The 23,653-nt window shown below is 37.6% G+C and carries 18 protein-coding genes; 11 read left to right on the top strand and 7 right to left on the bottom strand.

Annotation, left to right across the window (positions count from 1 at the left end; genetic code table 11):
* Together eno and C4E06_RS09475 are read right to left on the bottom strand one after the other, a co-directional pair.
* A partial coding sequence (eno, locus tag C4E06_RS09480) for a phosphopyruvate hydratase (RefSeq protein WP_107667857.1) occupies positions 1-1,155 on the bottom strand: 1,155 nt, incomplete at its 3' end.
* Between the two features lie 32 nt (positions 1,156-1,187).
* On the bottom strand, positions 1,188-1,958 hold the full coding sequence (locus tag C4E06_RS09475) for a DUF3887 domain-containing protein (RefSeq protein ID WP_107667856.1): 771 nt from the start codon (positions 1,956-1,958) through the stop codon (positions 1,188-1,190).
* 373 nt (positions 1,959-2,331) lie between these two features.
* Between C4E06_RS09475 and C4E06_RS09470 the strand changes: the two genes are divergently transcribed.
* The 10 genes from C4E06_RS09470 to C4E06_RS09425 all read left to right on the top strand — a co-directional run bounded on the left by C4E06_RS09470 (position 2,332) and on the right by C4E06_RS09425 (position 16,825).
* Positions 2,332-2,790 carry a hypothetical protein gene (locus C4E06_RS09470; RefSeq protein WP_107667855.1) on the top strand — a complete coding sequence of 153 codons (459 nt, stop codon included), beginning with the start codon at positions 2,332-2,334 and terminating at the stop codon, positions 2,788-2,790.
* Between the two features lie 81 nt (positions 2,791-2,871).
* Positions 2,872-3,279 (top strand): hypothetical protein, encoded by a 408-nt coding sequence (locus C4E06_RS09465; protein WP_107667854.1) that lies wholly within the window; start codon positions 2,872-2,874, stop codon positions 3,277-3,279.
* 110 nt (positions 3,280-3,389) lie between these two features.
* Positions 3,390-3,797, top strand: coding sequence for a hypothetical protein (locus tag C4E06_RS09460; protein ID WP_107667853.1), 408 nt, complete (start codon positions 3,390-3,392; stop codon positions 3,795-3,797).
* Positions 3,798-3,902: 105 nt separating this feature from the next.
* Entirely contained in the window at positions 3,903-5,333 is a 1,431-nt protein-coding gene (locus C4E06_RS09455; RefSeq protein ID WP_107667852.1) for a hypothetical protein, read from the top strand.
* Positions 5,334-5,364: 31 nt separating this feature from the next.
* Positions 5,365-6,390, top strand: a complete 1,026-nt coding sequence (locus C4E06_RS09450) for a DUF1822 family protein (RefSeq protein WP_107667851.1) — start codon at positions 5,365-5,367, stop codon at positions 6,388-6,390.
* Positions 6,391-6,394: 4 nt separating this feature from the next.
* Complete coding sequence (locus C4E06_RS09445; protein ID WP_107667850.1) at positions 6,395-9,700, top strand: CHAT domain-containing protein; 3,306 nt, start codon at positions 6,395-6,397, stop codon at positions 9,698-9,700.
* 127 nt (positions 9,701-9,827) lie between these two features.
* Positions 9,828-10,328 (top strand): hypothetical protein, encoded by a 501-nt coding sequence (locus tag C4E06_RS09440; protein ID WP_107667849.1) that lies wholly within the window; start codon positions 9,828-9,830, stop codon positions 10,326-10,328.
* Complete coding sequence (locus C4E06_RS09435; protein ID WP_198648466.1) at positions 10,321-11,688, top strand: hypothetical protein; 1,368 nt, start codon at positions 10,321-10,323, stop codon at positions 11,686-11,688. Before C4E06_RS09440 ends, C4E06_RS09435 begins: the two co-directional genes overlap by 8 nt.
* 353 nt (positions 11,689-12,041) lie before the next feature.
* Positions 12,042-13,634, top strand: a complete 1,593-nt coding sequence (locus C4E06_RS09430; protein ID WP_107667848.1) for an efflux RND transporter periplasmic adaptor subunit — start codon at positions 12,042-12,044, stop codon at positions 13,632-13,634.
* A complete protein-coding gene (locus C4E06_RS09425; RefSeq protein WP_107667847.1) occupies positions 13,634-16,825 on the top strand; it encodes an efflux RND transporter permease subunit in 3,192 nt (1,063 codons plus the stop codon). Before C4E06_RS09430 ends, C4E06_RS09425 begins: the two co-directional genes overlap by 1 nt.
* A gap of 63 nt (positions 16,826-16,888) precedes the next feature.
* Here C4E06_RS09425 and C4E06_RS09420 read toward each other — a convergent pair whose 3' ends face one another.
* The 5 genes from C4E06_RS09420 to C4E06_RS09400 all read right to left on the bottom strand — a co-directional run bounded on the left by C4E06_RS09420 (position 16,889) and on the right by C4E06_RS09400 (position 22,149).
* Positions 16,889-17,380 carry a hypothetical protein gene (locus C4E06_RS09420; protein WP_107667846.1) on the bottom strand — a complete coding sequence of 164 codons (492 nt, stop codon included), beginning with the start codon at positions 17,378-17,380 and terminating at the stop codon, positions 16,889-16,891.
* Complete coding sequence (locus tag C4E06_RS09415) at positions 17,344-17,571, bottom strand: hypothetical protein (RefSeq protein WP_107667845.1); 228 nt, start codon at positions 17,569-17,571, stop codon at positions 17,344-17,346. The genes C4E06_RS09420 and C4E06_RS09415 overlap by 37 nt, the downstream gene beginning before the upstream one ends.
* Positions 17,572-17,579: 8 nt before the next feature.
* On the bottom strand, positions 17,580-18,203 hold the full coding sequence (locus C4E06_RS09410) for a hypothetical protein (protein ID WP_107667844.1): 624 nt from the start codon (positions 18,201-18,203) through the stop codon (positions 17,580-17,582).
* Positions 18,204-18,250: 47 nt separating this feature from the next.
* Positions 18,251-21,622, bottom strand: a complete 3,372-nt coding sequence (locus C4E06_RS09405) for a tetratricopeptide repeat protein (RefSeq protein WP_107667843.1) — start codon at positions 21,620-21,622, stop codon at positions 18,251-18,253.
* Between the two features lie 266 nt (positions 21,623-21,888).
* On the bottom strand, positions 21,889-22,149 hold the full coding sequence (locus C4E06_RS09400; RefSeq protein WP_107667842.1) for a hypothetical protein: 261 nt from the start codon (positions 22,147-22,149) through the stop codon (positions 21,889-21,891).
* A 149-nt stretch (positions 22,150-22,298) separates the two neighbouring features.
* On the opposite strand from C4E06_RS09400, the gene C4E06_RS09395 reads away from it, so the two are divergent.
* Positions 22,299-23,462 carry a GuaB3 family IMP dehydrogenase-related protein gene (locus C4E06_RS09395; protein WP_107667841.1) on the top strand — a complete coding sequence of 388 codons (1,164 nt, stop codon included), beginning with the start codon at positions 22,299-22,301 and terminating at the stop codon, positions 23,460-23,462.
* Positions 23,463-23,653: the final 191 nt, after the last annotated feature.

The raw sequence follows: 23,653 nt of genomic DNA, 5'->3' as shown, positions 1-23,653 counted from the left end.
AGTGGCCACAGCTAAGTCTGCGATGGTGGTGTCTTCGGTTTCTCCGGAACGGTGGGAAATCACCGAACTATATTGATAACGAGTGGCCAAAGCGATAGTTTCTAAGGTTTCGCTTAAACTACCAATCTGATTGAGTTTAATGAGAATACTATTACCCACACCCATATCAATGCCTTTTTGCAGACGGGTGGGGTTAGTGACAAACAGATCGTCCCCCACTAACTGAATGCGAGATCCTAACGCATCGGTCAAAATCTTCCAGTTATCCCAGTCATCTTCTTGTAAGCCATCTTCAATGGAAATAATGGGGTATTGATCCACCAATTTACCTAAATAATCAATAAATTCTTGAGGAGAATGGGCAGAACCATCATAAACATACTGGCCATCCTTATAAAACTCACTTGAAGCCACATCCATGGCTAACGCTACTTGTTCTCCTGGCTTATACCCTGCCTTGTCAATGGCTTCTATGAGCAAATCTAGGGCTTCTTGGTTCGATCCCAGGTTAGGGGCGTATCCCCCCTCGTCTCCTACCCCGGAGAGCAATTTACGGTCTTTTAGCACTTTACTCAGGGAAGCAAACACTTCTGCCCCCCATCGCAAGGCTTCTTTAAAGGAGTCGGCCCCGACGGGCATAATCATAAACTCTTGGAAGTCGACGTTATTATCTGCGTGAGAACCCCCGTTAATGACGTTCATCATGGGGACGGGTAACACATTGGCCAACGGACCCCCTAAATAACGGTAGAGGGGAAGGGCTAATTCATCCGCTGCCGCTTTAGCGGTGGCTAAGGAAACAGCGAGAATAGCGTTGGCCCCTAATTCTTTTTTGTTGGCCGAACCATCTAAGTCGATCATGGCTTGATCGATGGCCGTTTGATCTAACCCATCCATTCCGATGATCTTCGGGGCAATTTCGTCTTTGACGTTATTAACCGCTTTGAGAACCCCTTTACCACCGTAGCGGAGGGAATCCTTATCTCGTAATTCATGGGCCTCAAAGCTACCGGTTGACGCGCCACTGGGAACTTGGGCAATCCCGAAGGCCCCGGTTTCGAGTAAGACTTCTGCTTCAATGGTAGGACGGCCACGAGAGTCTAAAATTTCTCTAGCGGTAATGTCTTCAATGGAAACGACGGGTTTATTTAGCATGGATCAATTAACTCCAAGTGAGAGAAATTTGTCTATTGTGCGAGATTGATGCCGACAATACGACGGTTATCATCAAATATGAAAAAAAACTTTCTAATTCCTTTCTGGAATTTGGCTTCCACCACCACCAAATCAACGGAATCAACACTAGACCCCGGACGGACTTCTATGGTTTCTATGCGTTCAAACAGTCCGTTTTCCCGTTGAATATTCTGCCAAGACGTTTGGAGTCGGTTGGGTAAAATTTCACTTTTCAAAGAAGGATGTAAATAGCCTCTGGCCCTTGCAAAGTCATTAACTGCCACAGAATTCACCATAATTTCGGCAATTTCGTCAATGGAGGCCACATTGGGAAAGTCAACCCCCACTATTTCCCCTTGTTTGTTAAAGATAACGACAAACTCATCGGTTTTATTCTCAAAGTTCGCTTCTACTACAACGATATTAGCGTTAACACTGGGAATAACCCGATAGCTGGCAATTTCCTTAACTGGACCTGTGACCTCAATTAAATTATTCCAAATTTCCCCAATTTGATCGCTGGTTAATTGAACAGCTAGATCACGGTTTAATAGGGTTCTCGCCTGATTGTAGTCTTCTTGGATTAATAATTGAATCATCTGTTCAGCTTTCTCTTTTAACCCTTCTTCATCGACTTGATCAGCCGATTGAACCAACTTGACAGGGGGAGGAGGGGTTAACTTGACTTGTGCGTTTGCTGGTAGTTGACTCACACCCGTCACTAGGGTGACCACTAATAGGGGCAGTCCGTTGCGTTTTAGGGACGTTAAAGACCAGTTCATATAAGTTGTTTACTCCTCAACCATATAGTGAATTATGATATTGAACCCAGTTTTTGGCTGGCGTGGAAACCCCCTGTTCATTTTACGGGGAATTGTCCTTAAGTTCTAGAACGAAAACTACTTTATCTAGGTTCCTTAACAAAGAGAAGTTTGATCCGAAAATTTTAATCTTTCCTTACCTTCGTTTTAAACTGCATAAGCTTTTAACACTGACCACTATCACTAAACAACCAGTTCAATAAAAAACTAACTGCATAAGGTTTTAGAACTGACCACTATCACTAAACAACCAGTTCAATAAAAAACTAACTGCATAAGCTTTTAGAACTGACCACTATCACTAAATAACAATCAACAAACGAGGTTAATTACCATGTCTTTCATTAAAAAATCTGCTGCTGCTACCGTTGTTATTCTTTCTTCTTTAATGACTTTTTCTCCTGCTGTTAAAGCTGATAATACCGCTATTAATCAACAATATAGTGAGCAAACTGGGGCAGCCGTTGGTATTGGTAATCGGGTTAATAATAGCATTCGTCAACGCTCTTTTCAAGGACAACGTAGTTCTTTTGGTTCTGGCAATAATGCCGCTTCTTCTACTATGTTCGGTTCTCAAACTGGGGTAGCTGATGGGGTTGGTAACCGTGTCAGAAATAGCATGGGACAAGTTAATCGTCAACAACAAAATACCCGTTTTGGTTCTGGTAATAATGTGGGTATTTCTGAAATGGGAAGCGGTCAAACTGGGGCAGCGATCGGCGGTTTTAACTCAGTGGGAAACTCAGCTTTTCAAGGCAATAGCCAACGTCAAGGTAACACTTTCGGATTCTAATTGCCCTAGCAGGGATCTGAATCATACTGTTATAAATCCCTGCTTTTTTTTAAATTTAGTTTATTTTTTTGACTCAAAATCATGAAAATTGTTTCATTTTTATCTCTATCTTTCGCAACTTTACTAATTTCTCTATCGATAAATCATCAACCGGCTTCTGCCAGTTGTGCCATGACAGACGTTTCGTTTCAAGTGGCGATTAGAGGAGCATCGACAGCAGCACAACAAGGCAATAATGTGGGAATGACAACTATGGGAGATTGTTGGGGAAATGCCACTACGAATACATCTACCCAAGTTTATACTGGTTCAGAAACGGTTCAACAAGGTCGTAATAGTTCTCATTTTGTCGGAGGAAGTGACCCCTTGCCCTATGGCGTAACTGGACCAGTTATCGGGACACAAATTACTGTTCCTGTTGATATTTATAGTCCAGCACATGACTCGACATTTATGAATAATACAATGGGTTTTGATGTTTCTTTTTAAAACAAAATTAACAACAGCATTGTTTAGGGTTTGACTCTATTTTAAACCCGAAAAAAAGAAAAAAACTGTTACTAATTATGTCTTTTTTACAATTAGTGAGGATACTTTGTATGTTTTTTCTTCGTTCATCTTTTATCTCTTTAACTTGTTTAATTTCTTTGAGTAGTTATCACCCCATTATAGCCCAAGAATATGAGTCATGGGTTGGCACTTTTGATCCTGAAAAACATTGTAATGTTTATGAAGTTCATAATCAAAGACAAGGAGCAGAATATGACAATCGAGCAACCGTTAATGATACAATAATCACTGAGTCTGAACATAGCAATCATCAAGTATCAGGAGCAAATACGGGTTCTCAATCTCAATCCGTTGATTTAATTCGACAGCAAGACTGTTCGGTGGTAATTCAATCAGAAGCACATCGTTATGGAGTCTATCAACAAACCCAAACAACTCGTTATATTCATGATACTCAAACTAGGCAAAATTTCTTAGGAAATTTATTAGCTTGGTAAGGGTAATATTCAGGCTAAAATTGCTTATTTGTTGTGGGATTAAGGCATTAATAGTTACCTTGATCCTTCCCTTTTCTTTATTCTTTTTTTGTTTTGAGTTGAATTATGTTAAAACAGCAAACTATTAGTATTCTTGAGCAATTAACATCCTATTGGCAACTTTATCAAGTTCGATCTAATGGTACAGAATATAAAAAAAACATAGAAATGGCAGAAAAATGGCTTAAAGATAGTTATGATTCTGAGCAGTTGACTCAAGAAAAAATACTCCATCATTTACTAGATAAATTCAAGAATACTCTATCAGATAATTTAACTGAAAAAGGCAAAGCGGGACTTTGTTTAAGATGTTATATTTCTGAGCATATTGTAACAGCTTGTAAGAAGAGAGCGAATTTATTAAGTAGGAATCAAGGAGTAACCTATCAAGCTTTATTACCCTTTGTTTTAGATGATGATGGCCAGTCTTTAATTATTGTTGATAAAGAAGGTAAACAGCAACTAGAAATTACAGAAAATCAACAATTTATTCCAAAAAGTCATGATATTTTTACAGTTGAAATTTTAAACAGTTATAAAAATAGTTCCAACAATAAAGTAAAATTAAGTTTAAGAAATTGGACTTATTTAAAAACCAAACAAAACAAAAAAATAGTTGAATTTTTATCAGAATTTGGCTTTAGTAATGTAACAGATTGGTCTTTATTAAATCGAGTTAGACAATATCAATTACAACAGTTAACTGAACAAGAACAGTTAATTATTAAAGTGTATAGGGAAGTTTATAAACGCGATCGCCGTCAAAAGCAAACTATATTACGCAATAAATGTCAACCCCCTTCCGTTGAACAATTACAAGAAATGATTGATAAATTGAACATTGAGACAATTAAAAAACCTGATACTTTACTCAATGAATTACAACGTATTGCTAAACAAATGCGTGGGGTTGTAGTCTCTTTAGACAGTAAGATAATGGATAAAGAAGGAGAGACGAAAACCTTAGAAGTTCCCTATTATGATGTTCCCATTGAAGAGAAAGAAAAGTTAGAAATTTTTAATCAAATTCAAGCTAATTTAATGCAATCTTTTAAAGTTAATATAGGCAAAGCAATAGAAAATGCGAGACAAAAATTACAAAGAAGTAAGAGTTATTCTGCTTATGCTTCTCAGTACAAATCTGTATTAAAAAGTTTTTATCAAGAAGGAAAAAGTATTAGTCAAATTGCCAAAGAAATAGGAATTGAACAGTATAAAGCAAGTCGAATATTCAGCCCCAAAAACTTACTAAAAGACGTTCGTCAGCAAACAATAGATGATTTAGTTGACTCTATTTTAAAATTAATTAAAGAAAGAAAAATTATGATTGAACCGTTTGATCATAATTACTTAACGCTATTAACAGAAACCGTCGAACAATATGCAGATCAAGAAATTTTTACCGAAGCTTCAGCAAAAATTATGACCAGTACCAACAATAATCATGAAAATTTATACACGCAAACCCTAATAGAATACTTAACCCAAAATAGCTAAATCAATTCACTTTATTTTACCGAGGAATCTCATGACTAACAGACTAATAGAAACCAGTGACTTTCGCTTATTAATACCTGAAGAAATTTGGCTAGAGTCAGAAGATTATGACTTAGCTAAACAGTTAAGTGAAATTGAAGGAAATGAAGAAAAAAAATGGCAAGCTTATATTAATTTATTAGGGATGTTTGCCTTAGAAAGATGGCTAAAAGAAAGGATAAATGATGAACCCGTAGAGCGTTTTCTTGATACCATTGATACTTATGGTTATCTTCAACAACAAGGGTTTAAATTTTGTCTTTTGACACAAGAAGACTTTTTACAAGAAGGAATGATTATCTCTAAACCATTAATCAATCATAGTGATTATCTTGCTCATTTTTATGTTGCAATGGAGGTATTAGAAGAAGAAGAAATAGCTATTATTAGGGGGGTTATTTCTTATGATAAACTATCTCAATTATCATTACCCAAGATTGAAAATAATGATTATTGGTTGTTTTTAGATTATTTAGATCCCGAACCCAATCATCTCTTAATGACGTGCAAATATCTTGAACCCAGTACCATTATCTTACCTCAAAATCTAGTCAATCAAGTCAAAGATAATGTCCAAGAAACTATTGTAAATTTAAGTAATTGGTTAGAGGATATTTTAGAAGAAAGTTGGCAAAATTTAGAACAATTAATCAATACGGATGCAGGTTTAAATTTTGCAACTCGTCGTTTATCAGAAGAGAAAAAGATCGGTAAGTTTATTCGGTTACAAATGGAATTAGACGAACAAATTTTTGTTTTATTATTAACCATTTCTCCCACAGAAGAAAATAAACTAAGAATTCAAGTTCAATTGTATCCAACCAATAACCAAACCTATTTATCTTCTGGAATTAAGTTAAGAATGTACTCAAAATCAGGAAAATTAGTTAAAGAAGTTATAGCAGGAAAACAGGATAATTATATTCAGTTACCTCCTTTTTCTGCACCCAAAGATAGACAATTTAAAATTGAAGTCAATCTCAACAATTCTTCTATTGATGAGACATTTCGCGTGTAAAACCATGATTTTAATAATTAATTTTGGAAAAGGAAACTTAGAAGAAGGATTTTCCTATATTACCCTTCAATTATGGTCAGATTATAACCCTTTTCCCCAACAGTTTACCAGTTGTTTACCTGCTAATCCAGACTTAAAAAATAGTTGTAACCAATGGCGACTACAATATGATCAATATCGTCAAAGAAATAGTTTTGAGTCTAGAAACAATCTAGATGACGATGAGGATGAATTTGACTTTGAGGACAGTTTTACTAATTTTTCAGAGGTTGATTTTGTCTCCTTTTCTAATGACTTGCTTGAAGCATTTAATCAGTGGTTAAATAGTGATAAGTTTTCTAAAATTTTGAAGAAAATAGCGGTAAAATTTCAACCCAATGAAGCAATTAGATTGATTTTAAATACGGATAATGATACCTTAAAACGACTTCCTTGGAGTGGTTGGGAATTTTTGAATACTTATCCTAATTCAGAAATTTCCCTGAGTCGTTCCCATTATATTCGTGAAGAAATTAATATCAAACTTCGTAATAAAGTGAGAATTTTGGCTATTATTGGTAATACACAAGGAATTAACGTAGATCAAGAAAAACAATGGTTAAATCAATTACCAGATGCAGAGGTTTATTTTTTAGAAAAACCTGATAAAGATGATGTTAAAACCATTTTCTCTGATACGAAAGGATGGGATATTTTATTTTTTGCCGGCCATAGTCATACAAAAGAAAATACAGGAATATTATCCATTAATTATAGTCAAGATACGAATGAAAGAGATATCACGATTAACGAATTAACAAGTCATTTAAAAGAAGCAATCAAAAATGGATTACAAGTGGCTATTTTTAATTCTTGTGACGGGTTAGGGATTGGTGACGGGTTAGCTAGTTTATATATTCCTATTACCATTATTATGCGAGAACCCGTTCCTAATAAGGTAGCACAAGATTTTTTTCATGAATTTTTAGACAGCTATGCTAATAAAAAATTATCTCTCTATATAGCAATTAAAAACGCTAGAAAAAAGTTAAAAACCCTAGAAAATAATTATCTTACTGCTTCTTGGTTACCGATGATGTTTCAAAACCCTGCATTTTCTCCCCCTAGTTGGGTAGAGTTAGGAGGGTTTTCTCCTTGTCCCTACTTAGGATTAAATGCTTTTCAAGAAAGCAATTGTGATCTATTTTTTGGCAGAGAAACTACAGTTAATGAGTTAGAAAAATTAGTTAACCAAAATTCTTTTATTTCTTTAGTTGGTGCATCAGGAAGCGGTAAATCTTCTGTTATTTTTGCTGGTTTAATTCCTAAGTTGCGTCAAGATACTAATAAAAATTGGCGAATTAGTTGGTTTCGTCCTAATGATAATCCGTTTGAGGGATTCGTTAAAGCAATTTCTCAATTAACTAATAATTCTTCTGATCGTTTTCAAGAATTACAACTAGAAGTTAACTTAGAAAATGATACAACTGCCATTAGTAATTATCTCAATCAAATTATTCAAAACTCTAGTTATTCTAGTCATTTATTGTTAGTTATTGATCAATTTGAAGAACTGTTTACTATATCTAACCAGTCTCAACGTGAGGCATTTTTAAATAGTTTACTGACTGCTATTCATACTGTTGATAAACTTACCGTTATTATTACCTTACGGGCTGATTTTTTAGGTAATTTATTAAACTCAGTTCAATGGGGAGAATTATTACAACAATATCCCCCTCAATATATTACCTCAATGAACCGCAAACAACTCAAATCTGCTATTATTAAACCGGCTGGTTTTAATGGAGTTAAACTAGAAGATCAATTAGTAGATCAATTAATCGATGATGTCTACGAAGAAGCTGGATATTTACCCTTATTACAATTTACTTTAACCGAACTTTGGAAACAACAAAAAAAAGGATTATTGACTTATGCAGATTATGAAAAAATCGGAGGAGTTAAAACAGCATTAGCTAACTATGCAGAGTCAGTTTACCAACAATTTTCTACTCAGGAAAAAGAAAAAATACAAACAATCTTCATTCAACTGGTCACCCTCCAAGAAAATAATGAACCCACCCGAAAAATTGCTACAATAACAAATAATTTGATCAAAGAAAATTGGCAACTAATCACTCGTTTAGCCTCTAGTCGTCTTGTGATAACTAACTCATTGGAAAAAGAAATAACCGTTGAAATTGCTCACGAAAAATTGATTATTGCTTGGCCAAGATATTATCAATGGATACAAAACCATCAAGATTTTTTACGCTGGCGATCGCAATTATCTAATCATATCAATCAATGGAAAAATTCCTTAAAAATTAAACAAAATAAACCTTTAAAATTAGGAATCTTTTTGGATAAAAAGATTAAGATTTGGCAAAATTATCAACAAGAAAAAGGCTATTTATTAAAAGATACCCCATTAATTAATGCTAAAACTTGGTACAATCAACGATTAAATGAATTAGGAGAAGAAGAAAAACAGTTTATTGAAACAAGTTTAAAACTCCGTCGTAACCAAAGAATAATTATTAGTCTAGTGACCACTATGATTATGGGAACCATTTCCTTAACCAGTTTATTTGCTTGGCTACAATCAAAAGAAAGACAACTAGAACAATTAATTCGTTATGCCTCTTCTCAGGTAATTACACCAGAAAATATCAACATTATTATTGATGTGTTACCTGATTATTTAAACAGTGCAGAAGACCGAGAAAAAAGTAATAAAATAGAACAAGCAATAGATGATTACCGTCAAATTTTGCGAGTTGCTAATAACAGTAATGAGAAAGTAAAACAAGATCCCACAATGTTTCAAAATTTATCAATTATCCAAGATAAGTTACAGAAAATTTCTCAACAAGCAGAAGCATCTTTAGCAGAAATTATTGCCATCTATAGACTACCAACATTAGAAAAGCAACTCAATAATCAACAATTTGGAGAAAGAAAAATAAGTCAAATAATAAACCCTGATGCTGATACGATAGAATATGATTATACCCAAACCATTTATACAGGAGCATTAAAAACAACCCATGATCTTATTATGAGTGATAGGGGAGTCAAAACCGATCAAAATAATAACAATATCATCGATGAAGGAGAAGAAAAAATGATTCCTTGTCAAACCTTAATCCAGATAGAAAAACTATGGAGAAAAGCAACAGATAATCAGTGTGGATGGTACGGAGAAGATAACATTTGGCAATCCAACTGTCAGTTATTTGAAGGAAATACCCTGACCAATATGTTGATGTATCCCAGTGACATTCCTTTGTTAGAAAATCGTTTAAATCAGTGTAAAATTTTGTAAGAATTTTTAGGGTGCTAAGAATCAGTCATGACTATCCTTAAAAAGGACATAAAGATTTAGAAAAAAACCGACTTATTCTAGCAAGTTTCCACTATCCTTTATATAGAACCGTTAGATTATTAGTAGTATGAAAGCAGCAGTCAAGAGACACACTGTCATTGGATTTTGGTCCAGTATTGTTGGTTGGATTGGGGCCATGGGTTTTGCCCATACCTATGGTTCGGCTCAAGTAGGAGCAAAACTCAGTTTACTCACCTATCTGCTGATGATACCTGTTTATATTGTTGTTATTTCCCTTGCTAATGGTGTCGGTTGTATGATTGGTACGGGAATGTTGAAGGGGAAAGCACGAGCGTTTGAAGCGGTTTTTTGTTTTGCTTGTTCTGTGGCCATAGTGGGGTTAACCTTAGAGTTTTTCTTAGAGATTTTTTACAGTCAAAACTCAGGTTTTCTAGCTCATTTATTGACCTTTTTTGAGATAGCCTTGCTCCAAGGAATTATTATTGCAATTCTAACTGGAATTATCATTAGGGTAGCTGATATATTTCCTGACCTGAAAATAGGAGAAAAAAAACTCAGAGGAGTTTTGACAAAAAATAAAAATATTACTAATCAAAACAGTGAATAAGATAACCCTAACAATTATCACCACTTTAGTCACACCCCTTTCTGCTTTTTTACCCATCCTTCAAAGTGAAGCAGTTGTCCCTCAGTCAGCGAAAGTAACACAAATTACAGGAAGAAATACTATGACCCTTCGTCGCCGAAGTGGTCAGATAGGGCCAGTTTCATTACAAACGGTGATGAGATTGTGGGATAAATTAATCATGAATCCTGATAATAATAATCCTAAACTTTTTACCAAGTTAGAATTTTATGATCATCAAAATCAACCCCTGAATTTAAAACTCCTGGCCGGTATCGAAAATAACCTGAGAACTAACTATTATTTACCCTGTCATGTGGATGGTCCCGATAGTTTTATTATTTCCTGGGAAAACCCTAAAACGAGACGATTAGGCTGTAAAAAAGGGATAAAAGTTAAGTCAGGAAACAAGAAAATAAGTAACAATAATCCCGCTCAAATAACAGCATCAATGAACCCATTAATAGGACAAAATCCAATCTATCAATGGCGATATTGTTCTGTGGTTGATGAAACAGGAAAAGGATGGTTAGGGTTCAAGTCCACACGGGCAAATCCTTGTACTCAACCCCTCAAACAATGCGAAGAAGAAGGACAAGGAATCTGTACAGAATTCACCACAGATAACTGGAATACGGCTGATTCTAATACAATTGCTTCTATTGAATGCGATAATAATCAAGATTTTATAACCACAGGAACGGGGGAAGATATTAAAGAAAAAGCAGAAGAATTATGGCAAGAATCTGTTAAAACTGGGGCAAAATTTTGTGGATTTCATGTGTTTAGTGAAGATGAAATTCTCATCACCCCTAATCCTGTTAACGATCCCGTTATGGTTCAAGTAGGTGAAGCAGATGCTTGTTTAACCTTTCAAATTAGTTCTGGAGAAGTTACCCTTAATTCTTTTAAAGATCCTCAAGGGTTTACTTTACCTATGGGGAATCAATATAATTATTGTCTAGATAATAAACCTAGCTCAGTTTCTAACTTTGATCCCAGTAAAGAATCCATTGCTATGCAAATTTTTAGGGCAAAAGAAAGGGGTTATCAATTTTGTAATGAACTACAAGATAGTGGGGGACAAGAAGGCAGTAAAAGAACCATTCAATTAACAGCTAATCGGGGAATTCTTCTACTCAATTATCAAATGTATCAAGTTCCTGATACCGTAATTATGACCTATGAAGATCAAGAATTAGTCAGAAAAGAAAATATTTCGGGTTCTGAGAGTTTATCCATTCCCTTTGCAGGAAAATCGGGTCAAGTTACAGTAGAAATTATCGGTAATCAAGATATTAGTACAACAAAATGGGACTACACCTTACAATGTCCTCAATAATTTTTTAGCAAAGGAAGCAGAGGGGTAGGGTGTAGGGGTAGGGGGTTTATCGAAGGTGCAAGATATGAGCAGACAATTGATGATAGTACAAAGTCTCTCTAATAGGGGATGTTAAAGGGTTGACAGAATGATGAGAATTAAAATAATGGTCGCTCATTGCTGATCCTTATTTTTATCCTCATAGCTTGCATCCCCCAACACCCCCCACACCCCCCACACCCCCCACACCCCCCACACCCCCTTTCAAAGGGGGGCAGGGGGGGTAGGGGCAGGGGGGGTAGAGGCAGGGGGGGTAGAGGCAGGGGGGGTAGAGGCAAGGGGGGTAGGGAATAGTATTTTATTAAATTTATCCTATGAATAATCACACTCAAAACCCTTTGTCATCCAGACCCCGAAAACCGAGAGAAACTAACCCAACCGAAGAAAATCCCCAAGAAATTTATCCTAAACAATCACTCAACCCAAATCAACCCTCAGACTATCAAGAAATTCCTAAAACCTCTGATAAGAAAGTACAAAAAACAAACATTAAAAAACTTTGGTGGTTGTTCCCAGTCTTGGGTTTATTGCTTGTCTTAGGGGGAGTCACCGTTATTCGTCTTCGAGACAACGATCAACCCGTCACTGTCACCAAAACCGCTCCCCTTTCAGTGGGAGTGGCCACTGCGACACGGGAACCCCTCCGGGCTTGGATCTCAAGCGAAGGCACCGTAAGAGCAGTAGACTATCAACATCTTACTTTTGACATAGAAGGAGATGTTACCTATCTAGCTAACCAAAACGGCAGAAGACTGCGAGAAGGCGATCGCGTAACAAAAGGACAATTATTAGCTCGTATCGATGATCGCGAACTCACCGCAGATGTTACCCAAGCTCAAGCAGCGATCGCCGAAGCCCAACAAAACAGGGCGGCCGCTACCGCAGACGTAGCGCAAGCTCGCGCCCAAGTTGCTCAAGCGCGATCGCAAGTACAAGAAGCCCAAGCCCAACTACAAAATGCTCAAGCAGCCCGACGGTTAGCTGCAACCAGTTTAGAACGGTATCGAACCCTCGTCGAAGAAGGTGCGATCGCTGAAATAGAATTTGATGAACGTCAAAACACCTTAGAAGATGCTCAAGCCGGGGTTCAGTCTGCTCAGGCAGGAGTGCAGTCAGCCCAGCAACAAGTACAAGCAGCCCAAGCTCAAGTACAAGCAGCCCAACAACAGGTAGAAGCCCAAACCTCCGCCATTACCACAGCCAAAGCTCGATTATCTCAAGCAGAGGTAGCTTTAGAAGGAGCCAGTATTTATGCACCTTTTAATGGCATTATTGCCTATCTCAATATTTCAGAAGGAGAATATTTCTCTCCACAAATCGTTACCTCTCAACTCGGGGGAGATTATCAAGGCATTTTAGAACGCATTCCGATGGTTATTATCGACCCCAGTCAATACGAGGTAATGGTAGATTTAGCTGGGCCCACAGGGGAACAAGTTGAAGTTGGTCAAAACGCTGTCATTGCCTCAGAAACCCAGGTCAATACTGCGGCTACATCTCAACAGACCTTAATCACTAACGCTCGCGCTAGGGGTGAAGTCTTTGCCGTTAACCCTGCCATTAGTCCGGGGGGACGAGCCATAGAAGCCACCATTCGCCTTAATCCAAGCACCACCGAAACCCTACGACATGGAGAACAGGTGTTAACTTGGATCGCTGTGTCAGAAAACCCCAACGCTGTCACTGTTCCCATTGATGCTATTGTACGACGCGATCGCATTCCTTATGTATTCGTGGTCAATGAAGCAGAAAATATTGTTGAGCAACGAGAGGTAGGGTTAGGCATTACAGGAATTACTCAACAGGGAATTATCAGAGGGGTAACCCCTGGGGAGTTAGTGGTCACCGAAGGACAAAACCGACTGGTGGACGGGGCTGCTGTTGACGTGATTAACCAAGGTAGATAATGAGTGAGTTACAAGAAGATTTCAGAAGCAATAATAATGGACATAACACCTCGCTTAATGGCAAAAAACCCTCCCGATTAGAACGCTTTTTCTTTTTAAACACTATTTTTGCCATTCTTTTAACCTTGCTGATGGTGGTGGGCGGTCTTTTGGGTTATTTTTCCATGACCAAACAGTCTAACCCTGATATTGATATTGCCGTTGCCACCGTCACCACCACCTGGCCAGGAGCGGACCCCCAAACCATAGAACAACAAGTTACCAGTGAAATCGAAACAGAAATTACCTCAGTCGAGAATGTCAAAGAAGTTCAAAGTGCTTCCTATGCAGGGTTTTCGGTGATTAATGTCGAATTTACGTCCCAGGCCGACCCCGATGAAGCGATCGAAGAATTACGGCAAGGGGTCGCCCAAGCAGAACCCGAATTACCCGAAGAAGCTGAGCAACCTGTCGTAGAACAGATTTCCGTTAATGATGCCCCTATCCTTACCTTAGCCCTGTTTGGAAACATCGATCAAACGGTGATTTCCCAAACGGCAGAAGACATTCAAGACAATTTAGAACAGGTGGCAGGGGTTAGTGAGGTCAACCTAGGGGGAGCGCGAGAAGAGGTCATTAATGTGCAAATGAACCCCTTTCGTTTAGCCACATTGGGCATTTCTCCCACAACGGTTGCCACAGAAATTCGTAATGCTAACCAAGATGTCCCCCTCTCAGAGATAGAAAGTGATTTAATTGGTTCGCAAGTCCGCTTCTATGGTCGTTTTCGCAGTGTAGAAGCCTTACGAGACTTACCCATCACTCGTTTAGAAGGCCGAGTGGTGCGCCTCAGTGAACTGGCAGAGGTGCGTCGAGAACTGGACCAAGAAGAAACCCGCGCCTTTATTAGTACCCAAGGTGAAACTTATCAACCTGTGGTTAGTGTGGGGGTTAAAAAAGTGCCTGGACAAGATTCCATTGAAGTCATTGATCGGGTTTTAGAGGCTATGGAGCAAATTGAGCAAAATCCGAATCTTTGGCCCAGAGGCATGGAATATCAGGTGATTGCCGATGAATCGGATATTATTTGGGAACAGTTGGGCAATTTATTTACTAATGCCTTGCAAGCTATGGCCGCCGTGTTTGTGGTGCTGTTTATTGCTCTTTCTTGGCGTGAAGCGTTAATTGCCGGGTTATCTATTCCCTTAACTTTTTTAGGCGCGTTAGCGGTGCTATGGTTAACCGGGCAAACCCTCAATAATATGGTACTCATTGGCATGGTCTTGGCCTTGGGTATCTTAGTGGATGTTTTCATCTTGGTTATGGAAGGGATGCACGAGTTTATCTTTGCTGAGGGACTCTCTTTTAACCAAGCTGCATTGAAAACAGTGAAAACTTACGCCCCACCCGCCTTTGCCGGACAATTGACCACTATTTTAGCCCTATTTCCTTTACTAGCCATTAGTGGGACTTTGGGAAAGTTTATTGAATTGTTGCCTTACACCGCAATTATTTGTTTAGTCCTCAGTTTTGCGATCGCTATTTTAATTGATATTCCTCTGTCTCGTTATTTGTTAGGCAATATGAGAGGTGTTGAAAAAAAATCAACCATTGACCGTTTAAGTCAAGCCGCTTCGGCCCGTTGGATGAATTGGAGTCTTAATTATACCGTTAGAAGTAATAAAACGGCTTGGGCTTGGGTATTAGGAACCATTACCCTCTTTTTCTGTGTCATGACCTTATTTAGTCAAATTTCCGTCGAATTTTTTCCCAGAGGCGATCAACGCAACTTTAGTGTCAATGTGGAACTACCCCCCACCACAACCTTAGACGTTTCTCAAGAAGTGGCCGACGACCTAGGGGAAATTTTACGAGAAAAAGACTATCTTGACAGCGTTATTAAATACACGGGACAGCGCAGTAACTTAGTGGCATCAGGGGAACTACAACCCACCCAAGGCAGTTATCTAGTGGGTTTTTCCGGTACGTTTCTCCCTGAAAACCAACGGGAACAGAAATCTTTTGAATATTTAGATGATTTACGGAATGAGTTACAAACAGCCGTTAATCAATATCCTGGCGCATCTTTAGTCTTAAATGCTCAACAAGCAGGAGAAAGTGGCGACCCTATTCAAATTGAAATTACCGGCAGTGAATTAAGCCAACTCAGGCAAATTTCTCAACAAGTGCAAATGACTCTCAGACAAATACCTGGAGCGACCGACGTGCGAGATAATTTAGGAGCCTTGCAACCTGACCTTAGATTAATTCCCAAGCGAGAAGAACTATCATTTTATGATCTCAGTGAAGATGAACTGGCTTCTCAAGCTCAATATTATATGCGAGCGGTGGATATTGGTGATTTTGTCATCGGTGGCAACGAGGAAGACTTAGAAATTCTCCTTAGCACTGCTTGGCCGTCCCGTGATGGCGAAGTGGGGGGACCTACCCGTCGAGATGAGTTATTATCCGCCCGTTTCTTTACCTCAAACCCAGAAGAAGAGGTCATTTCCGCAGGGGCAGTGATTGAAGCCGTTCAAGCCGAAGCCCCCCTCTCTATCACCCGTCGCGGAGGACAGCGCACCGTCACCGTCTTGGCAAAGAATGAAAATCGAACCACTGGGGAGATTTTAGCGGATTTACAGCCAAAATTACAAGAAATACAAGAATCTTGGCCCCAAGGGTATGATTATAGTTTTGGTGGAGAAACGGAAGACCAAGCCGAAACCTTTGGCTCTGCGGGCCAAGCTTTGGCCTTAGCTATTGTGTTGGTGTTTGCGGTGCTGGTGTTGCAACTGGGATCGTTTCGCCAACCTTTTATCATTTTACTGACCATTCCTTTTGCGTTGATAGGAACCGTTGGCGGCTTTTTCCTGGCTGATATCGCTTTTTCCTTTACCGCTTTTATCGGTATCATTGCTTTAGTGGGAATTGTGGTCAATGATGCGATCGTCATGGTCGATACCATGAACAGTTATCAGCAAGAAGGAATAAAATTACGTTTAGCGGCAGCCAAAGGAGTCGCTGACCGTTTAAGACCGGTGTTAACCACCAGTATTACCACCATTATCGGGTTAACCCCTCTGGCCTTAAGCGATCCCACTTGGATGCCTTTATGTAGTGCTATTATCTTCGGTTTAGTGGCTGCCACAGTCATTGCTTTAGTGGTGATTCCTTGTTTATACCTTCTGTTCACACCCACAGGTCGATAGGTTATCCTGCGTAGCGGTATATGGGCTGAATTTTTATCTACTGGTGCAAGACATAAGTTTTTTCTATTTAAAATAGTGATGAATAAAATTTTGAGATAGGTTAAACTTTTTTAAAATCTCTGGTAAGTCTTGACGGGGAATAATTCCTTTAAAACAAGTTGAGATTAATTCTTTAGACTGAAGGTTGATATCACTTTCTTGTTTAATTTCTGCTAATTTGTTTTGAAAATATTGATATTCTTGTTCAGTTCCCAAAAATAGTCTATCAAAGTAGTCATCTTTAAGATAATTGATACCTGATGATAAATCTGTTTTTTGTTTTAACTCTTGTCTTAAATCATGCCAAAAATCAGTGATCTGTCTTCGTTGTTTTGCTTTTACTTCATCATAGAAAAATCGATCAAACCACGTAAGGGGAATAATAACATTGACAGCAGTAATACCTAACGTTTCAGTGGTATCAGAAAAGACTTGAAAAAATATTCCATAAACTAAAACATCTGTAATTAACTGAATATTTAAACTCGGTTTTTCTGAACAAACTTCAATAACCATAAACCAGAAAAAACAGCAGGAATCACAATCTGCATTAATAACCATATCCAAAAAATAACAGTTTTCAAGGGTTGATAAAAGAGAAAGTAACGACATCTCTTTTGTAATTTTTGCCAGGCAACAAACGCATTAATACAACCAGAAATAATGGCTAAAATGACATAAGGGACTAGATTTGATAGATTATCCATTCATTTTATTAACGAGAATTTACCAAGGTACGCAGTTGTAATGTACCAAGGGATGTTAAAGTAAAATAGGTATCTGAATCATCACTTTCAATATTTAGTTCTCCTCGTTGAATAATAGGTAAAAGGTTATACAAACTATTCCCAGAAAGTGTATTTATTTTTCTTTCATTCCAGAGTTGCTTAACCAGTTTATGAACTTGCGATGATGGTAAGTTTAAACGATATTTTAAATCTTCTAATGTTAACGGATAAGTTTCTAATGCTTGTAAAATTAATAACGCTTTACGGTTAATTTTTTGCTTGGTTTTTGTTCTGGAATTAGAAGTTATAGGGGTTAAGTTATTTGAGTTATAAGAAATTGCTATTTTATCTCTTTCTTGACTGTTATAGTCTTCTGCTAATGCTTTCCTAGCGGTTTGATAAGCATCATTAAGATCAGCATTTTCTTTAACAATCTCTAGAATTTCATTAATAACTTGATAATTATTTTGAGATAATTCTTTTTCAATGTCTTCAATTTTTTCTTTTAAAGCTTCAGAAAAATGCTCAAAGTTTACATGCTCAAGGGCAATTTTCCAAGCGTTTAAGGTTCGTTTTTGACTGGGTTTTAGGGAATCATAGGGTTGACTCATGGTTTCCTCCTAACAAGTAGGATTTATTAGTTATATATTAACACAGGTTAAAATTGATGAACAATAAAGCTTAACCAAAAATAAGGATTTTCATAGGGTTGATGATTAGCATTTTCCTGTTTACATTTATTAATTTCATCTTGAATTAATTCGATAATGTTAGGATCAATTTCTTTATATTTAGTATCTTCTAATAGTTGATTTAACCAAATAATTAATTTGTCATAACTTACAGTTTTTAACCAATCTTGTGCATTTTTTAGGGCTATTTTTGGAGGAATACCTGCACGATATTGTTGATAAAAATAAATCATTAACCATGCGCTAGAAGTTTCATCAACTGTCCATAAGGTACTAAGAACACAGTTTGCACCTCCTTTCATAAATGCACTGACTAACCCCACATATTCACTGTCAATGGTTTGGTTTCCATTTAACGCAGTTTCGCAAGCAGCAAGGGTTATCAACTGATAGGAATTAAAGTTAAGCTGATTAATTTCATAAGCAGTTAGTAAACTATTATTGACGAATTCTAAAGCTGATCTTTTGGGATCATCAAAATGATAATAACCATGACCGGTAAAATGAAGGTGAGTATGGTTAGGAATAGCATTTTTAAAGTCCTCAATAGTTGTAACAGATGTTTCTATTGTAGCAAAATATGTATTAACGATCGCTGATTCAATTTCAGAAAATACTAAATCTTTCCTAGGGTTTTCTATATTTAATAAGGATTCTATTTGATTATTGTTTAATTGTTCTTGTTTTTGTTTTAAATTTAATCCTATTTGTAAACTAGGAAGATAAGAAATTGTCCAATTTTTTTGATTAAATAAAGAATGTAAGGGTAATCTATGTAAGTCTTGATGGGGGATTAAGATTAATTCTTCAATGTCTTGTAAGTCGTTTTCTATCTCAGATATTCCTAATATTTCTTTTAAAGTTTCTAGGCGATCGCTTATTTTAATGCGCCAAGAATGAGCTTTTTTGTCTTCTGTTTCTGTGTCTTTTTTACTGCGATAGTCTTGATAATCTTCGTCCCATTCTTTTATCCATTGTTCGAGGTTTGAGCCCCCCAAACCTCCCTTAATAAGGGGGGCTTTTTCTTGTGTGAGAATAAAGGTAATTAATCCCATCGGACTATTAAACCAGTAAATTATCGCCTTATTTCTACATTCTAAATTCTTAATTCTAAATTCATTACTTCTACATTCTAAATTCTTAATTCTACATTCATTACTTCTACATTCTAAATTCTTAATTCTACATTCATTACTTCTACATTCTAAATTCTTAATTCTACATTCATTCAATAGGGTTTGTATTTGTTCATAACTGGGATAAATATTAGAGTTGGTTTGTAGTTGATTTTCGGTTTTATATCCTTCTAAAATATGGGTTAAGCGTCGATTTTTTTCTAATTCTGCATTCCGTAATGCTTCGATAATTTCACCTTTTTCTAAAAGAACATTTACAGTGAGTTGACGAAAGGTTAAAAATTTGGCTTCTAGTCTTAATCTTTGGTTTTCGTCTGCAACAGGAACCTTATCTAATAATTGATTCAGTAACTTTAATCCTTGTAATAAATAATCATCGGCGTTGTCTTTATCTCTCACTGCTAAATAAACTTTAACTAAATCTTGAATCACTTCTAAGCGTAATTCAGGAAACTGTTCAACGGTTAAAGTTTCTAAGGCACAATGATAACTATTAATGGCGTTATTATGTTCTTGGTGTTTATATTGCGCTAATCCAATTTGATAATGTAAATCTCCCCATCCTTTGGGGTGACTGTCTTGATAAATATGTTTATTTAAAGGGTAGCGATAACTAATTAATTCTCCTTCGTATCCCCGTTTATTTAACTCAGGGTTCAACCGAGAAATTGACTGTAATTGAGATTGATTCAGAAATTGTATTAATTTATCTGAGTTGGGTTGTTGTAAGAAGGAAATGAGATCACAAAAATCTTCTGTTTCTAGGAATTGAAAATAGTTGATCAATTGTGTTGAAGCATTAGTTAAGTTAAGTGTAAATATCTCAATAAATTGACTTTGTACTCGTATTATTTCCCTTTCATTAGCTATTGATTTACTCGCTGCTTTTCCTCGACCGTACCAAGCTATATGTAAACTTGGTTGAAATTCTAAGGCTTTATCATAGGATGCGATCGCTTCTTCAAACCTTCGTAGGTCATGTAACGCATTGCCTCGATTAGACCAAGCTTCATGATTATCTGGTTTAATTTCTAAGGCTTTGTCATAGGATGATATCGCTTCATTTAACTTTCCTAAATCATCTAACGCAATTCCTCGATTAAACCAAGCTTCATGATTATTTGGTTTAATTTCTAATACTTTATCCCAAGATGCGATCGCCTCATCAAACCTTCCTAAGTTAACTAACGCAATCCCTCGATTAAACCAAGCTTCATGATTATCTGGTTTAATTTCTAATACTTTATCCCAAGATGTGATCGCTTCATCATACCTTCCTAAGTCTTTTAACGCAAACCCTCGACTATACCAAGCTTCATGATCATCTGGTTTAATTTCTAATACTTTATCCCAAGATGTGATCGCTTCATCATACCTTCCTAAGCTATATAACACAAACCCTCGGTTATACCAAGCACCAACATAATCAAGTTTAATTTCTAATGCTTTGTCATAGGATGCGATCGCCTCTTCATATTTTTCTAAGTTACCTAAGGCTAACCCTCGGTTAAACCAAGCTTGATATAAATCGGATTTAATCTCTAATACTTCGTCAACAGATGCGATCGCCTGTTCATATTGCTGAAAACTATACATTAATTCGCCCAAAAACCACCATCCTCCATAATCATTAGGATGTTGTTGGGTTACTGCAACTACAGTATTAACTGCTTCTTGATATTCTCCCCTTTGATATTGTTCAATTGCTTGATCAATTAATCTTTGAACCTCGTCTGTTGTTGTTTGAGAAGGGTTTAAATTTTGTGTTTCTGATGGGGTTGAGTTTAATTCGGTATTTTGTAGATTATCCCCTTGAAAATTTCCTAACTCCGAACCCCTAACTCCGAACTCCGAACTCAGTTTCGTTGCAATATTTCCTAATTTTCCTGACGCAACATCCCCCAATTCCCCTAAATCTTCCCCTAATTGTTGATAATTATCTTTATTCTGCAACCATTCTACACTTTTCTCCTCGATCCATGCTGCTAACTCATCCGGTTTAACATTACGATTGATTAAAATACCTTGACAACTGCCCCAAGACTTCCCTTTTTTTACCTCTTCCAGCAAAGCAAATAAGACACTTTCGTACTCAGCATCGGTTAACTTAGGTTTAGGAGGAAGATGATAGGGTTCTATCGGTTCAGAAGAACCATTAAAGAGACTTTTAAGCCAATTCCAGAGATTTTTAAGCCAATTCATCAACGGGTAGGGTGGGTTAGACGGCTATAATTTAGCTTATAACAAGAACATAATTATCCGTCGTAACCCACCATTTTAGTTAAAATAGTTCATTAGATTTAATGGAGTGCAAGTATCTTGCTTGCTGTTTTTCTAGCTAGTGAGCAAGATGCTCACATTCCTATTAACTTATTTTAGTATAGTTTTGCCATTTTTGTTTAAGTTTTGGCGATAATTATGAAAGGTCATTTTGTAAGTCTTTAACACTTTGAATAATATAAGTATTTTTAGCTTTGCTCATTGGCAATCCACTGTTTTAACTCGTCTTCATCAACTTCTTGGCCGACTTCCATGAGAGTAATTAACTCACTAGGATTTTCAAGTTTTGGTAATCTTTCAACGGCTAAAGCTTCGGCTGACAAGGTTTGTGGATTGTCTTCAAGGATAATAATTACTTCAACTTTTGCCCCTTGAGGTAGTTGAGGGGTGTCAATTTTTATGGTTTTATCTGATTGGACAAAAGTGGTTTTACGAATTGCTTGAGCCATATTGATGAGATACTTGATTATAAGATATAAGAGTAAGAGTTACGCCTCTACATTTTTTATGGTAACTGATTTCCCCTTCCCCTTCCCCTTCCCCAAAGTCCTCAAAATTTGGTAGCCTAATCTAATACTTAGGGAATGGATATAGAAGCGTGGATATTATTATTGGTCGTGGTAAAACAGCCCGACGTGCTTACGGTATAGACGAGATCGCACTGGTCCCCGGTACTCGTACCTTAGATCCTAGTTTAGCGGATACCCGTTGGACAATTGGGGGTATTGAGCGCACGATCCCCATTTTAGCCAGTGCAATGGATGGGGTCGTGGATGTGAAAATGGCCGGGTTACTCTCGGAGTTAGGGGCGATCGGTGTTCTCAACTTAGAAGGGATTCAAACCCGTTACGATGATCCCGAACCCATCCTCGATCGCATTGCATCGGTGGGTAAATCAGAGTTTGTGGGGTTAATGCAGGAACTTTATGCAAAACCCATTAAACCAGAATTAATTAAACAGCGTATCACCGAGATTAAAAAGAATGGGGGTATTGCTGCGGTTAGTTTAACCCCTGCCGGTGCTGCTCAATACGGCAACATTGTCGCTGAAGCAGGAGCCGATCTATTATTTGTACAAGCGACGGTAGTGTCGACAGCCCATTTATCGCCAGAATCCGTTACGCCTCTGGATTTACAGGGATTTTGCCAAGAAATGCCCATGCCAGTTATTTTCGGTAACTGTGTCACCTACGAAGTGGCGTTAAACTTGATGAAAGCGGGTGCAGCTGCCGTTTTAGTGGGTATTGGACCAGGGGCCGCTTGTACCTCTCGTGGGGTGTTAGGGGTAGGGGTTCCCCAACCCACAGCGATCGCAGATTGTGCAGCAGCCAGGGATGATTATCAACAGGAAACAGGCCGTTATGTTCCCGTGGTGGCTGATGGGGGTATTGTTACCGGCGGAGACATCTGTAAATGTATCGCTTGCGGTGCTGATGCCGTGATGATAGGTTCTCCTATTGCCCGTGCGGCCGAAGCCCCTGGACGGGGTTATCATTGGGGTATGGCTACCCCTTCCCCTGTGTTACCGAGAGGAACCCGAATTAATGTGGGAACCACCGGAACCATTGAGGAAATCCTCACCGGTCCGGCTAAATTAGACGATGGAACCCATAACTTACTGGGAGCTTTAAAAACCAGTATGGGAACCCTAGGAGCAAAGGATCTTAAAGGAATGCAAGATGTAGAAGTGGTCATTGCACCTTCGCTGTTAACAGAAGGGAAAGTTTACCAAAAAGCCCAACAGTTAGGTATGGGTAAATAAAGACCCTTAATCTCCCCCAACTAGACCCCATAGGGTTTAGTTGGGGTTTTTTTAGATAAAGTTTGTGTTATCGTAAAAGACCTTGGGAAAGCAAGGGAACTAATTTTTGTTATTTTAGTTCTTGTCTAAAATAGGGATTGACAAATTCCAGTCAATGACGGCAATCTGAAAAAAAGTTAAAATTATTAACT

Source organism: Cyanothece sp. BG0011 (assembly GCF_003013815.1).
Lineage (GTDB): Bacteria > Cyanobacteriota > Cyanobacteriia > Cyanobacteriales > Microcystaceae > Crocosphaera.
Note: the sequence above shows the minus strand (reverse complement) of the source record. Positions and strands in the feature narration are given on the sequence as shown.